Raw genomic sequence first — 14,109 nt, forward strand, 5'->3', positions numbered from 1 at the left:
ATGGCTGATTTTCTGTTACTGGCCTTTGTTTTTCTGGTCGCCGGAGTGGTCGCAGTGCCAATTGCCTCACGGTTGGGTCTGGGTTCCGTTCTCGGCTACCTGATTGCCGGGATCGTGATCAGCCCGCTTCTGGCGGCGCTTGGTGTTGATGTCATCTCGATCCAGCACTTCGCCGAGTTCGGCGTGGTCATGATGCTGTTTCTTGTCGGGCTCGAACTGGAGCCCCGCATGCTTTGGAACATGCGCGCCAAGCTGCTGGGGCTGGGCGGGCTGCAGGTTGGCGGCACTACTCTGCTTGTGATGGCGGTTGCGATGGTCTTTGGTCAACCGTGGAGCATCGCGCTTGCGGTCGGTCTTGTACTGGCGCTGTCCTCCACCGCCATCGTGCTGCAAACTCTGAACGAGAAGGGGCTGATGCGGTCGAATGGCGGGCAGTCCAGCTTCTCCGTTCTGCTTTTTCAAGACATTGCGGTCATCCCGATGCTGGCCCTGATCCCACTGCTTGCGATGCCGGAGCTGATGGATCTGACTTCTGATGCCGGTCATTGCTCGGACCACGGTGATACCCACGGCCACGCGACACATGACGATGGGCATGCTGACGGAGGACATGGCACCTCCCTCAGTCTAGTGGACGGGCTGCCCGCTTGGCAGGCCGGGCTGGTCACGATTGGCGCCATTGGAGCGGTCATCCTCGGCGGTGTCTATCTGACGCGACCGCTCTTTCGGTTCATCGCCATGGCCGAGCTGCGCGAGCTGTTTGTTGCCGCCGCGCTGATGTTCGTGATCGGCATCGCGCTTCTGATGACACTGGTCGGCCTTTCACCTGCTTTGGGCACCTTTCTTGCGGGCGTCGTGCTGGCCAACAGCGAGTATCGGCATGAGCTTGAGTCCGACATCGACCCGTTTCGTGGGCTGCTGCTGGGCCTGTTTTTCATCACGGTCGGCGCTGCGATTGACTTTGATCTGCTGTTCGGGAATTTCGGCACTATCGTCGGCATGACACTTGGTCTGATCGCACTCAAGGCGCTGGTTCTGCTGGCGCTGGCCTGGATCTTCAAGCTCCAGGGCGCGGACAAATGGCTCTTTGGGCTGGGCCTCGCCCAGGCTGGTGAGTTCGGCTTTGTACTCCTCTCATTCACCGTTGCCAGTGATGTCATCCCGCAGGGTCTGGCCGATCAGCTGCTCTTGATTGTCGCGCTGTCGATGCTGCTCACCCCAGGCCTGTTCATCCTCTACGAAAAAGTCATCGCGCCGCGCTTCGTCACAACGCAAGAGCGCGAGGCGGATGAGATCGACGAAGAAGGCGACGTGATCATCGCGGGCCATGGCCGCTTTGGTGGGATCGTGAACCGGATGCTGCGGGCGACGGGGTATTCGACAACGGTTGTGGACTACAATGCCGACCACCTCGACATGCTGCGCAGCTTCGGCTTCAAGGTGTTTTTCGGGGATGCAACGCGACCCGATCTGATCCATGCGGCGGGGATTGAGAAGGCCAAGCTTCTGGTCGTAGCGATCGACGGGAAGGAGCAGATCAATGCTTTGGTGCATTATGCGCGCGAGAATTACCCGCAGGTGCCCGTGATCGCGCGGGCGGTGGATCGCCAGCATGTCTATGACCTTTTCTCGATGGGTTGCGTGGAGATCATCCGCGAGACGTTTGATTCCAGTGTGCGCACGGGGCGTTCTGCGATGGAGCAACTTGGCATGCACCCTTTTGATGCGGAACTGGCGGCGCGCAAGTTTGCGGAGGATGACAGGCACATCCTGAAAGAGATGGCGCAGGTGCATGATCCCGACATTCCGACCAGTCAGAACACGGCTTATATCGAGAAGTCAAAGACCCTCATGAAGGAACGTGAGGAGCAAATGTTCGGCAAACGCGAAGCCTTTGACCTGAGTACCGATCGCGGATGGCATCCGCCGTCCGAAGAGGACCTCGATGCGATCTTGGCAGAACATAAGGCCAAGACCTCGTAGGGATACGCCCTCGATAACATCTTGTCTTGGCTGGTCCGGTCAGGATCTAAGCGAGGCTCGCAGATAGAGCAGCTCAGGTGACAGACGTCTCGCACTGCATCGCTCGCGGTGAGGTTAGGCGTGTCCCGCGCCATGATCTGCACGGATCGAAATTTTTGGTGGTGCTGTCGCTGTCGCAGGTCACCGCGATGCATCAAGAGATTACTCAGATTGGCGGCCTTCCACGACATTCGGCTGTGACCATAGGTCTACCAGTGATGCCGGGCAGGCCGTGAGCGGCGGCTTATTATATGCGAAACCAGAGTTCTCATTCCCAAATGACCGCATTTAAATCGTAAAGCCGAACAAATAACTGGGCCTCAGACGCAGATAGCCGCTTACATCAGAAGGACTTCATATCATGACACAGACCACGCTTCAGCAGGCCCGCACCGTCGAAAGGCCGTCGCGAGACGATATGATGCAACGGGCTCCCTCGGTTCAACGGTTCTGGGAGCAGAACAAGGACCTGTTCAAGGACGCCTGGGCGGAGTGGGAAACCGGCCTGAATGGCAAGACACCGAAACTCGACAGTTCGATCTTTGATCCGCGCCTACGCGAGGCTGTGAATACTGCCTGGGCCGACCCGGTCAAGGAAGTAGCGGTCAAGGACCTGTGGGAAGAGGTGTTCCCCGGGGTTTATCGCACACAGTTTTTCGACGTTGATCAACTGGCGGTTTTGAGGGCCTACCTGTATGAGGTCGCCGAGGCTGATATCCCTCTGCGCCCGCCCTATGGGATTGTTCTGAACCGCGGCGGCGCAATGCTCGACCCGCGATCCGAAGGTCACCTTGCGGAGCCGTCGTTCCAGACGTTCTATCAAGAATTGATGGACCGCTACATGCGCCCGGTGTCGCGCCTCTTGTTCCCGGATGTGATGGGGTATGACACTCAGACGTTCGGGTTCTCGATCCAATGGCAGGAAAACAAGGACACGTCCTTGCGCCCGCATACGGATGCCTCGGCTGTGACACTGAACATCAACCTGAATCTGCCCGGTGAGGACTATTCCGGCTCCGCCGTCAGTTTCATCGATCCAGCCTCGCGCCGGGTTGAGAAACTGACATTTGAGCCCGGAACCGCTCTGATCCACCACGGCAGCGTGCCCCACGCGTCCGAACCGATCACTAAAGGGGAGCGTTTCAACTTCGTCCTCTGGCTCTATGGCGACCACGGTCAGATCCCGATGCAGGGCACAACGCTTCGCTCAGTAGATCCGATTGAACGCTGGACACAACCTGCCTCAGAAAGCGACGGCTTTGCACCGTTCTAGGTGCTGGGACCTCCGAAAGTCTGGCGAAGGCATTGGCCGTGCGGCTCGGTAGCTGGCTGGCGAAAGCTACAACAGCGGTCGGGCCGTCGCTAGAGTTCAGTTCTGTGCCAACAGTGTTCATAGCGTCTGGAATGACTTGGCTCATCAGGTCAATCGCTGGTCGTTGAACTCACCAATTAGGCGTACATTTTTGCCGGATTGGTGAGTTCTTCTGCGATGTCAATCAGGCGATGTCGAATACGAAATCGAAGGACTCGATCACCTTTCGGTCCGTGTCCAAGAGGTCGACCTCAATTTCATGCTGACCTTCTTCAAAGGTTCTGCCGCCCCAGAAGTCGTCCCCCCTGTTGCCGAACAAGGCGTATGGCTCCAATAACTCGACGCGCTCATGGTTGCCATACGACAGACGTACTGCAGTGACTTCGATGTCATCGCCTTCGATTTTCGTACCGAATATGGACATTGGCCCGTCCAGATCCGCGGCGGATACTGTTTCGCCGTTTTTGACCTGTCCAATGACAGCGTCGGTTTCGGTGTTCACAAAGTAAAACTCGAACGGAGGATCCTCATCGTCTAGCAGCGCCCCCGTCTCGGTTGGGCTCTCTTGCCCATCCTCGGCATCTGGCGTTTCAGGATCCGATTTTCCCTCATCCGTGAACCCGCCAGGTCCTGGCGATGATGCTGTATCGTCACGGTCGCTTGCCTCTCCGGGTACAAAGTCAAGTCTCTTCGCGAAATCAGAATATTCCAGGGTTTCCTCAAACTTGTTGCGGCCCTCGCCATCTTCGGTATACCTGCCGTTGCCGCGCTTGCCCATGCCCAAGAAGATGCCATCGACGTTGTTGCTGTCGAAGTTTAGGAAGTTGACGCTCATCTTCTTTGTATTGACCGCATCATAACGGCCCAATTCGACACCGGCCCATTCGGCCAGGTTCATGATGCCTTTTGTGTGGAACCCCTGGCCGAGCAATCCGTCGGCGGACATACCACCCATCTTTCCAAAGATATCGGCAACCGTTTTGCCGGATTGGATTTCCTCACGCAGCTTAGCCCCTTCTTCGGCGGTCAGCTCATAATCGTCCCAGAAATGGTCTCTGACGTTTTCGGTATCTTTCCTCGGATTGAGCACGTGCATCAGCTCAAAGCTGCCTGGGTCTTGTTTGCCGCTATGGCCACGCCCGTGTTCCATGTTGGCCTTGTGGAAAGAGACGGTCATAGCGTGCAGGCCCAACGTGTGCTTTTGCGCGTCGTCGCTGCCGATCAGTTCGGTCATGGGTTTCTCATACAGGTACTTCGATATTTCCTGCATGCCGACGATGAACGCCGCAGACTTCGTGGTTTGTGCGTCCACTTTGTTGTCTGAATCAAACTTATCAGAGACGAAGACTTCGGTGATCAGCGCATTGAGCTCCTTTTTCATGCTGAAGCCGGTGGCCTCTTCAATTTCATCAAAGAGTGTCTTGAAGTTTGTGCTGCCATGCGCGTCGGTGGAGTCGGAGTGATTGTGATTTTTCATGATGTGTCAGTCCAGTGTTTGGGTGGGGAAAACGCGGGCGACGTTATTCTCGAGCAAGTCCGCCACAACGACGCCATATGCGGTTTGTCGTTTTGGGCTGAGTTCTGCTGTTTTGTGGCAAAGAGCTGCCAGATGAGCCCAACATCTGCCGCAGCGCCCGTCGCCAGATGGCCGCCGAAACGGTCATTTCTTGGAACCTGTTTTTGATTATGGAAAATGCGGTCATTCCGGCGAACCGTTAGATGAGGTCGGCGCAATCTATAGGGATTTTCTTTTTATCATAACGCTGTATCGCTTGCCGCCCCGATCCTCGTCCACGATGGAATATCGGTGTTCGGCAATCCGCCGACAGAATTTTTTTGCGCATGCGACTCACGGACAAACGCAAGATCACGCCGGTTGATGGTTGGTACTTCGCCGAGGGTTGAGTGTTCGGTTGCTGCTGCAAAAGCCGTGATGTGCAGTGTTCAGGAAGGTATGCCGTCAGACCAAAAGCATCGCTAGATCTCTATGATCCACAGTCACCGCAGACCGCGCATGTCCATCGCAAATGGCGCTGCTCGCTCCTGTAGCAGTTTCTGTTGGCCTCCTAGAAGCGCCAAGGCCTGCGCCGGCGCGCGAAGCGGTCCGAGATGTGCGAGAGGGAGTGGAAATCCGTCCGGGCGCGATCGCGACAAGGGCTCCGGAGCGGTGAGTGTATGATCTGCGGGATGTGAGGTTAGAGGGCGATTTCAGCCAAGGCCTGATGCTGCAAAGCCAACCCGCCGCCTGACCAGTAGACAGACCGTTTGTACTTGTGGCCCAGAATGTCTGCCCGCACTCGGTCGTCGATCCCGGCAGTGAGCAGCGCGTCTTCAACGTAATGCCGCAGGCTATAGGCGGTGCGCGCTGGCGTTTCTTTCAAACCGTTGGTTTCCAGTTATTTGTTGACCAGGTTCTACCAGGAGGTTGCCTTATGCGAGTACCTCTGGATCCCACCGCGCGCTACAATCTGTTTGGCCGCCGCAAGCGACACACCCAGCAACGGGATCTCACGGGCGGTATGACGCTGCTTGAGCTCCCGACCATGCCGGGCCACGCGCAAGAACGGAATGGTTGCTTCCAGGCAGAAGTCCTCCAGCGGGCAGGAGAATACTTCTGAGGGCCGCAGCCCTGTGTTGATCAGTATGACAAACGCATCTCTGGCCTCTTGTTGAGACCATCCAGCGCAGCGGGGCCGGCAGACGCGTCTTCACCCATTCGCGGGAGAACGGCGGGCGGCTGACCAGCGGATCTATGGCCTTGTCGAAGCGCAGCTTGGCAAAGGAGTTCTCAAGGTCCGTATAGCCCTTGAGCTCGCACCAGTGCCGAATGATCTGCGACAGGTGCCCAAAGTCCTTGTTCGCCGTCTCTGCGCGCGTCTCTCCCGCCTCGGTCCGCGTCGCCCACCAGGCCCGGAAGGCCAGCGCATCCTCCCGCGTGATCCGATCAATGCCGACCTTCGTGCGCCGGGGCACAGCCTTTTCGAAGTTGGATACGGCACGCTCTCTTTGAAGGCGCCACAGATGCCGCTGGCGGTCGGACTTCCGGATGTGCTTCGTCTTGGTGAGCTCAACCAACTCCTGCAGCACCTCCCGTAGAGGCGGCAAGGCCACCTCCACGCCGCCCAGGATCGCCTCGGCCACCTCGGGCGGTGTCTGCTGCGCCTCCGTGCCCGCCGCAGCCATTAGTCGAGGCAAGTCCTCTTCAAAGGAGCGACGCAGCAGCACATCACTCGACACGTAGTCAAAACCGCGGCTCTCAGCCATCCGCTTCGCCGCGGCAAACTTCTCATGAGCTAGTGCCTCTTCACCCAGCTCAAGAAGGTGCCACTCCAACCGTTTCAGGTCTTCCAGCTGAAACGGTTTGCGTTTAGCCACGCTCAGATCAGCCGTCCGCAACGCCTGCCGCACCTGCCGCACCGGTTGCCCAGCACGCCCCAAAACCTTCCCAAAGAGATGCTTGGGCACATTCATCACGAAGTAATACCGCCCCCGATCCAACGTCAGCCCCATGCAAAACCTTCTATCACAAACCCGCCGCTATGCGGGAATCCATGCGGGATTTTATGAGGGACACGCCCGTTACAGCGCCAAAACGCACCGCACCGTTATTGAAATCATTGGGATTTTTGCAATCAACATGGCTCATAGAGCCATTCTAGTGGCGGAGCGACAGGGATTCGAACCCTGGAGACGGTCTCCCGCCTACACACTTTCCAGGCGTGCGCCTTCGACCACTCGGCCACCGCTCCGTTGCGGCGGTGTAGCGCGCCTGCGACCGGATGCGCAAGAGGCAAAATCGTTAATCATGCGACCCCTGATTTAACCGTCGAGGTGCAGATAGACACGCCGGTTCATGCGTCCCTTTTTCTCGGTCTTGCCGAGCCTCACCGCACCGATCTCACCTAGGCGCGCCACATGCGTGCCGCCGCAGGGTTGCGGATCCAGCGGCGCTGCTTCGTCCCCAATCCGAATGAGCCGGATACGCCCGGCACCGCGCGGGGGCTGCACTGACATGGTTTTGACCAGGTCAGGTTGCGCATCCAACTCCGCTTCCGTGATCCAGCTTTCGCAAACCCGCGCATCGCTGGCCACCATGTCGTTGAGCGCCCTTTCGACCGCGTCCTTGTCGTCAAGCGGATCGGCCATGTTGAAATCAAGCCGCCCATGCTGCGCGCTGATGGCACCACCGGTCACACCGAAGGGGATCGCCACAGATAACAGGTGCAGCGCAGTATGCACGCGCATGTGACGGTGCCGCCGGTCCCAATCCAGCCTCTGGGTGATCTCTTGCCCAATCGCGGGCAAGACGTCGGCCTCCGCGGGCACCAGCACGATCGTGTCGGCAGGGCCCTTGACGGTCGTCGCGATGGTCAAGGTGCGGCCCTGCCATGTCAAGTTACCGCTATCGCCAGGCTGTCCGCCGCCCGCAGGGTAGAACACCGTGCGGTCCAGTACAATACCGCCCTCCTCGGTGTGACCCATCACCGATGCTGCAGCTTCCTGCGCATAAGCGTCTTCGCGAAACAGCATCTGCGTCATGACTTGGCGTCTTTCAGTGTTTCGGGATTACGCAGCCAAACGTCACGCTGGGCGAATGGTATCTCGATATCCTCGTCGCTGAACCGTTTCGCGATGGCGTGGTTGATGTCATTCTTCACGGCCATGATCCAGTTTACATCCCGCAGGATCACCCGGATTTCGAACTCCAGTGAATCCGCGCCGAAGTTGTTGAACAGGATCAGCGGCGGCGGGTTGCGCAGCACCATGGGCTGGTCCTCGGCAATCTCGCGCAAGATCCCCTCGACCCGCCGTGTATCGGTGCCATAGGCCACGCCGACAGATACAATTAGGCGACCGACCTTGTTGCCGCGCGTGTAGTTGGTGACCGTACCCGAGACGAGGTCGGCATTGGGGACGATGACATCGGTGCGGTCAAAGGTTTCGATCCGCGTGGAGCGCACCGAGATATCGCGCACGTAGCCCATCTGACCGCCCACTTCGATCCAGTCGCCTTCCGATATCGGGCGTTCGATCAGCAGGATGATACCTGAGACAAAATTCGACACGATGGTCTGCAAGCCGAAACCGATGCCCACGGACAAAGCACCGGCGACGATGGCCAGCGACGAAAGATCAATGCCCGCGCCGGTGATCGCCAGGATCGCCGCCAAAAAGATACCGACGTATCCCAGGCCCGATACAATCGCGTTCTGCCCGCCGATATCGATCTTGGTCTTGGGCAGAACATTGACGCGCAGGGTACTTTGTACCAGTCGGGTAACGGAATATCCGGCAACGAAGATGACCGCAAAGGTCAGGAAGTCACCGGGTGAAATACGCGTGTTGCCGAGCTGGAAACCGCGGCTGAACGTGGCCCAGACCTCGGTGAGATCGGCCACGCGCGCGCCCCAGGCCAGTGCCAGCAAGGGCAAGGAGGCGACCACCAGTGCAAACCCGACCAGCACCGGGACAAGGGCGTCCCGTGCACCGTCGCCCTCGCCGGTGATCAAACCGTAGACGTCCGCCGAAAACCGCTGGAGCGTGAGCACAAAGCCCAGGATCAACAGGCTGACCAGGGTCGGATAGAGCAAGGCATTGCCCGCCTCGGCATAACCCACGGCGGCCATCAGGGGCGATACCACGGAAACAACGATGAGCGCGGTGCCCAACAGTCGGACAACCCGCGCAAGGCCCGTGCCGCGGGGGGCGGTCTCCGCGTCTGGGTCGCTGTCCACCGACCAGCCGCGCAAGAGATTGCCAATGGAGGCCAGCGTCATCCCGATCAGCACCACGATGGGAAAGGTCAAAACCGCATCTGTTGCCGCATCCACATCGGTGAAGCCAAGGAAAAGCTCAAAGACACCGCGTGAGACAAAGAGAATGGACAGGATCAGCATGTAGAACCGCGCGGCGGTCCGCTTGCTGGGCGCGAGCGGGATCAGCGCCTCTTCGTCGATCTTTGAAAACAGCCGCTCAGCGAGCCAGCGAAACCCCAGAAGGACGAAACCAAAGGCAGGCAAAGCCTCCAGAATCTGGTCGATCCGGGTGCCCATCAGACCGGTCAGCCGCAGCGCATGGGTCAGGATCAGCAAACCGGTCAGCGGCAGGAAAATCCGCAGGAGGGAGACCAGAAAGCGCCAGACGCCAGAGCCACGTCCCCCCCAGCGGCGCAGGGTGTTCAGAGCCATGCCCGCCCAGGCGCGACCGCGAATGATCAGAGCCAGCGCCAGCGCCAGCAGGAACAGCACAAGCGGTGCGTTGCCTTTGAGCTGCCCCATCTGTGCCGCGTCGGTGATGCTGGCGGTTTCCTGACCGACGGCGCCCAGAATGCCGAACAGATCCTCAATGGCTTTTGGCCAATGTATCGGATTGAGCGGCGATGGACCCAGCGACAGCAATCGGTCCGCCTGCCGTTCGCGGATGATGGTATCGATCTCGCGGATCAGGCCATCGGCACGGCGAAACGCTTCCTCTGACACGCGCACCGGTGCCTGAAGCATTTCAAGCTGTTCTTCCAATTGCGCGCGGCGCGAGCTGATATCGGTGGGTTCATCACCTGTTTCGGGAACAGGTCCCAGGGCATCTATTTGCCCGCGCAGCGTGGCAATACGTTCGGCATTGATCCTGGTGCCTGCGGTAAAGTCAGCCCGGTATTCGGCGATTTCCGCCCGCAGCCGTTCAAAGCGCTCATTGCTGGCAATATTCCGGTCAATGGCGGCTTCGGCCAATGAGGCGACCTCATCCCAGGTCTGCAGGTTTTGCGCGATATCTGCGCTCGCCGCATCCTGGGCAAAGCTCCCCTGCCCCCAGAGGACACCGAGCCAGATCAGAACAATCGCAAAGGCGCGCAACAGCCGGGTCATACGTCTTCGAATACGCCGGGAATGCTTGCCGGGGGCCGCTCGATCCATCCCGGTGTGGGCAGACCTTTTTCCCGCAGGAATTCGGGATTGAACAGCTTGGATTGATAGCGGGTGCCAAAGTCGCACAGAATGGTGACAATCGTGTGCCCCGGCCCCAGGTCGCGCGCCAGTCGTATCGCGCCCGCGATATTGATGCCGGACGACCCGCCAAGGCAAAGCCCCTCGTGCTCCAGCAGATCAAAAACGATTGGCAGTGCTTCGGCGTCATGGATGTTGTAGCTGAAATCCGGGGTAAAGCCTTCGAGGTTCTTGGTAATTCGGATCTGACCGATCCCTTCGTTGATTGATGACCCGTCGGACATCGCCAGCTCGCCCTTGGTGTAAAAATTATGAAGCGATGCGCCGTCGGGATCCGCCAGGCCGATCTTGACGCCCCTGGGTTTCAAGGCTTCCGAGACCCCCGCCAAGGTTCCGCCCGAGCCAACTGCACAGATGAAGCCATCGACCTTGCCGCCGGTCTGTTCCCAAATCTCCGGCCCGGTGGTTTCGACATGCGCCCGCCGGTTGGCCACGTTGTCGAACTGATTGGCCCAGATCACGCCCTCATTGGTGGTCCGTGCAAGCTCAGTGGCCAGACGTTCGGAATAGCGCACGAAGTTGTTGGGGTTGCGGTAAGGTGCGGCAGGCACCTGCACCAGTTCCGCACCGGCAAGGCGCAGCATGTCTTTTTTCTCCTGGCTCTGCGTCTCGGGGATCACAATCACCGTCTTGAAACCCATGGAGGCGCCAACCAGCGCCAGCCCGATACCGGTGTTGCCGGCCGTGCCCTCAACGATGGTACCGCCGGGTTTCAACAGCCCCTTTTCCACCGCGTCCTTGATGATGAAAAGTGCTGCGCGATCCTTGACGGATTGGCCCGGGTTCATGAACTCGGCCTTGCCCAGAATTTCGCATCCTGTGGCGTCACTCGCCTGCTTCAATCGGATCAGCGGTGTATTTCCAATGGCCCCGGCCAGATCGCTTGCAACTTGCATGCATGTGCCCCCTTTTAGATGCGTCCTCCACACCTAGCGGTGCACTGGCGGGACCTCAAGAGGCGGCGCGCAAACCGGCGCGATGTCTGGCCAGCCAATAGGCCATCAGAACCAGCGGCGCATTGGCGATCAGCTGGTTGTCGCAGAGCCGCATCAATTCATCGAAATCCATCAGATGGGAGCGGATGTCCTCATCTTCATCCGCCAACCCGCCAACGCCCGTGATGTCATCGGGCAGGTCGGCAAGACCTACGTAGATGTAGTAAAACTCCGTCGAATTCCCCGGGGAGCAATAGCATTCCGCCACCTCGTGCAATGCGCCCAATTCTACGCCGGCTTCTTCCACGGCTTCGCGCCGCGCGGCGGTCTGTGCGGGCTCGCCCGGATCGAGACGGCCCGCGATCGGCTCCAGATGCCAGAGCGATGTATCACCTCGCGCCAGTGGGCCGACCCGCATCTGTTCGATGAGCAAAACCCTGTCGCGCACCGGATCGTAGGGCAGCACCAATGCAGCATCCGCCGCGATGAAGACCGCCCGCAACATTTTCTCCGACATCGTGCCGTCAAATCGCTCATGTCGTAGCCTCAGCTCATCCACTGCGAAGTAGCGCGCATATTTTCGGGTCCGCTCTGCCATGTCGATGCGCCCGTGCAGCATGTCCGCGCTGTGGCGGCTTTGCGCGGCATTGACCTGTGACCAGGCGCGCGCCCGGATCATTGGAAACATCGTCGCAATCTCGCCGGGTGACTTTTGGCCCAGATAGCTCATGACTTCCTGCGCGGCGATCACGCTGATCGCACCCCAATCGCGCGCCCAGTCGTCAAGCGACCAGGGTCCCTGCGGCGTCCAAAGGTTTTCTTGTGGCATATAGGTCCGCGCGGCACGCCCATATTGCAGCGTGACATCGACAAGATCATAGCCAAACGCGCTTTCATAGTAATCCAAACGCGCCAGATCCGCATCCGTGATCCCTTCTGCCAAGAGGCCCGTGCCATCGCCACCCTCTGCGGGCAGAATCATGGGAAACGGGCCTTCTGCAGCCGCCTTTATGGCATAGCCGGGTAAAAGGGCCGGGGTCAGTTCGATATGTGCAACCTCTCCCAGCACGGCCTGCAGGAGCGCCGGGTGACGCAGTGTTCCAAAGAAAAACAAGGGTTTCATGCCGCGTGCTTACGCGTCAGCGCCACGTCCGCCAAGCGTATTCCGTGGCCAGTCCCGACAAAAGTCCGCCCGCAAACAGCGAGAAGATCACAAGCGGGTTGAGCATCACCAGACCGTATTCCGCCATGAACTTGAAAATCGCCAGAAGTGCGTCGAAGGCGCCGTTGTACCAATTGGCCATGGCCCGGTCGAACATCTGGTAGCTGGAGTGAATGAAGAGACACCAGAGCACCAGCATCAGCACCCCACCAAAGCCATTGTTGATCGCGGCCGTCACCCCTCGCCCGGCACGTTTGCCCATGACGGTCCAGCCGACAAAGATACCGATGCAAGCATTTACATAGATGAAATAGCCAAAATTCGTGCTTTCAGGCATCAGCGGCATGAAAACCACCGACACGACATATCCCACACAACAGATGCAAAGGGCGGCGATCAGCCGGGCTGCGTCAGGCATCTGGTCTTACCTCTCAGGCTACGACCTAGCCAGGCCGCTTCACAGTGATTTGCGTGACATCGCAGTTCGCACTATCGAATGTCGCCGCGCATGAGGTCAGGTAAAAATTCCACATCCGACGAAAGCGTTCATCGAAGCCAAGGTTGCTCACCTGATCCCATTTCTCGTTGAAAGTATCGTGCCATCGGCGCAAAGTTATGGAATAACTGTGGCCAAATTCGACAGATCGCTCAACGCCCAGACCTGCGTTTTTCACCTGATCCCGCAGCGCCGTGGGGCTGGGCAGCATGCCACCGGGAAAGATGTATTTCTGGATGAAATCGACCCCGCGCCGGTACACGCTCCACCGCCGATCCGCGACGGTGATGATCTGCAACGTCGCCATTTTACCGGGCTTCAGGCGTTCGCGTACGACATCGAAATAGGCAGGCCAGTATTTTTCACCCACGGCCTCGAACATCTCGATGCTGGCGATGCCATCATAGAGCCCCTTTTCGTCGCGATAGTCCTGTAGCTTGAAACTTACATGATCAGAAAGTCCAGCTTTTTCAATACGTTCCCGCGCGTACTTAAACTGCTCTTCTGAAATGGTAAGCCCGGTCACCTTTAAGCCGCGCTCCTTGGCGGCATATTCCGCAAAGCCCCCCCAACCGCAGCCGATCTCAAGGATGTGATCCCCCGGCTGCGCGCCCATTTCATCCACCATGGACTTGTATTTGGCGATCTGCGCTTTCTCGGTGCTCTCCTGCCCGGTGCGGAACATCGCAGAGGAATAGGTCATGGTGTCATCCAGCCACAAACCGTAAAACTCATTGCCCAGATCATAGTGATAACTGATGTTTTTGCGTGCCTGGTTTTTATGGTTTCGCTGCAGCCAGAACCTAAATTTTTCATAATTGCGCACCAGAATCATGCCGGGGAAGCCATCGTAGATGTCTTCGTTGTCGGCATGCACCAGATCCATGAAAGCCTGCAGATCCGGCGTTGACCACCATTCATCCAGATAGGCGTCACAGAACCCAAGATCACCCTCGCGGATCAGACGTGCAAAGAGGTCGTCATTGTGGATGACCAGTTCCGCAATCGGACCGGGATTTTGCCCCTCTGCGCGGAACCGGCGACCATCCGGCACGACAAAATCGACCCGGCCGTTGTTCATCTGCTGCGCCATGGCAAACACCCGTGTGAAGTATCGCGGCAGGTTGTGTTGGCCATCGGTTGTGGTCAGGATCATATGCATTCCGCTTGTAGTGAAGGTC

Annotated in this window: 11 protein-coding genes and 1 tRNA gene; 2 read left to right on the forward strand and 10 right to left on the reverse strand. The window is 58.5% G+C overall.

Annotated elements, in window-relative coordinates:
• Together Q1A20_RS18310 and Q1A20_RS18315 are read left to right on the forward strand one after the other, a co-directional pair.
• Positions 1–1,983 carry a cation:proton antiporter gene (locus tag Q1A20_RS18310; protein ID WP_299918028.1) on the forward strand — a complete coding sequence of 661 codons (1,983 nt, stop codon included), beginning with the start codon at positions 1–3 and terminating at the stop codon, positions 1,981–1,983.
• Positions 1,984–2,383: 400 nt separating this feature from the next.
• Complete coding sequence (locus Q1A20_RS18315) at positions 2,384–3,295, forward strand: 2OG-Fe(II) oxygenase family protein (protein WP_299918030.1); 912 nt, start codon at positions 2,384–2,386, stop codon at positions 3,293–3,295.
• Positions 3,296–3,518: 223 nt separating this feature from the next.
• On the opposite strand, the gene Q1A20_RS18320 is transcribed toward Q1A20_RS18315, so the two are convergent.
• The 10 genes from Q1A20_RS18320 to Q1A20_RS18365 all read right to left on the reverse strand — a co-directional run bounded on the left by Q1A20_RS18320 (position 3,519) and on the right by Q1A20_RS18365 (position 14,084).
• The gene (locus tag Q1A20_RS18320) at positions 3,519–4,811 is read right to left on the reverse strand and encodes a hypothetical protein (protein ID WP_299918032.1); all 1,293 of its coding nucleotides are present in this window, start codon (positions 4,809–4,811) and stop codon (positions 3,519–3,521) included.
• Between the two features lie 718 nt (positions 4,812–5,529).
• Complete coding sequence (locus Q1A20_RS18325; RefSeq protein WP_299409267.1) at positions 5,530–5,715, reverse strand: hypothetical protein; 186 nt, start codon at positions 5,713–5,715, stop codon at positions 5,530–5,532.
• A gap of 127 nt (positions 5,716–5,842) precedes the next feature.
• Positions 5,843–6,844, reverse strand: a complete 1,002-nt coding sequence (locus Q1A20_RS18330) for a hypothetical protein (protein WP_299409270.1) — start codon at positions 6,842–6,844, stop codon at positions 5,843–5,845.
• Between the two features lie 149 nt (positions 6,845–6,993).
• Positions 6,994–7,083 (reverse strand) — tRNA-Ser (locus Q1A20_RS18335).
• 70 nt (positions 7,084–7,153) lie between these two features.
• Positions 7,154–7,873, reverse strand: coding sequence for an alanyl-tRNA editing protein (locus Q1A20_RS18340; protein WP_299409272.1), 720 nt, complete (start codon positions 7,871–7,873; stop codon positions 7,154–7,156).
• A complete protein-coding gene (locus Q1A20_RS18345) occupies positions 7,870–10,197 on the reverse strand; it encodes a DUF3772 domain-containing protein (RefSeq protein ID WP_299409275.1) in 2,328 nt (775 codons plus the stop codon). The genes Q1A20_RS18340 and Q1A20_RS18345 overlap by 4 nt, the downstream gene beginning before the upstream one ends.
• Positions 10,194–11,231, reverse strand: a complete 1,038-nt coding sequence (locus Q1A20_RS18350; RefSeq protein WP_299409277.1) for a cysteine synthase A — start codon at positions 11,229–11,231, stop codon at positions 10,194–10,196. The genes Q1A20_RS18345 and Q1A20_RS18350 overlap by 4 nt, the downstream gene beginning before the upstream one ends.
• Positions 11,232–11,286: 55 nt before the next feature.
• Complete coding sequence (locus Q1A20_RS18355) at positions 11,287–12,393, reverse strand: NUDIX domain-containing protein (RefSeq protein ID WP_299918035.1); 1,107 nt, start codon at positions 12,391–12,393, stop codon at positions 11,287–11,289.
• Positions 12,394–12,409: 16 nt separating this feature from the next.
• Positions 12,410–12,850, reverse strand: coding sequence for a TrgA family protein (locus Q1A20_RS18360; protein WP_298975545.1), 441 nt, complete (start codon positions 12,848–12,850; stop codon positions 12,410–12,412).
• Between the two features lie 25 nt (positions 12,851–12,875).
• Complete coding sequence (locus Q1A20_RS18365; protein WP_299918037.1) at positions 12,876–14,084, reverse strand: cyclopropane-fatty-acyl-phospholipid synthase family protein; 1,209 nt, start codon at positions 14,082–14,084, stop codon at positions 12,876–12,878.
• Positions 14,085–14,109 lie beyond the last annotated feature (25 nt).

Source organism: uncultured Roseobacter sp. (genome assembly GCF_947501835.1).
Taxonomy (GTDB): Bacteria; Pseudomonadota; Alphaproteobacteria; order Rhodobacterales; family Rhodobacteraceae; genus Roseobacter.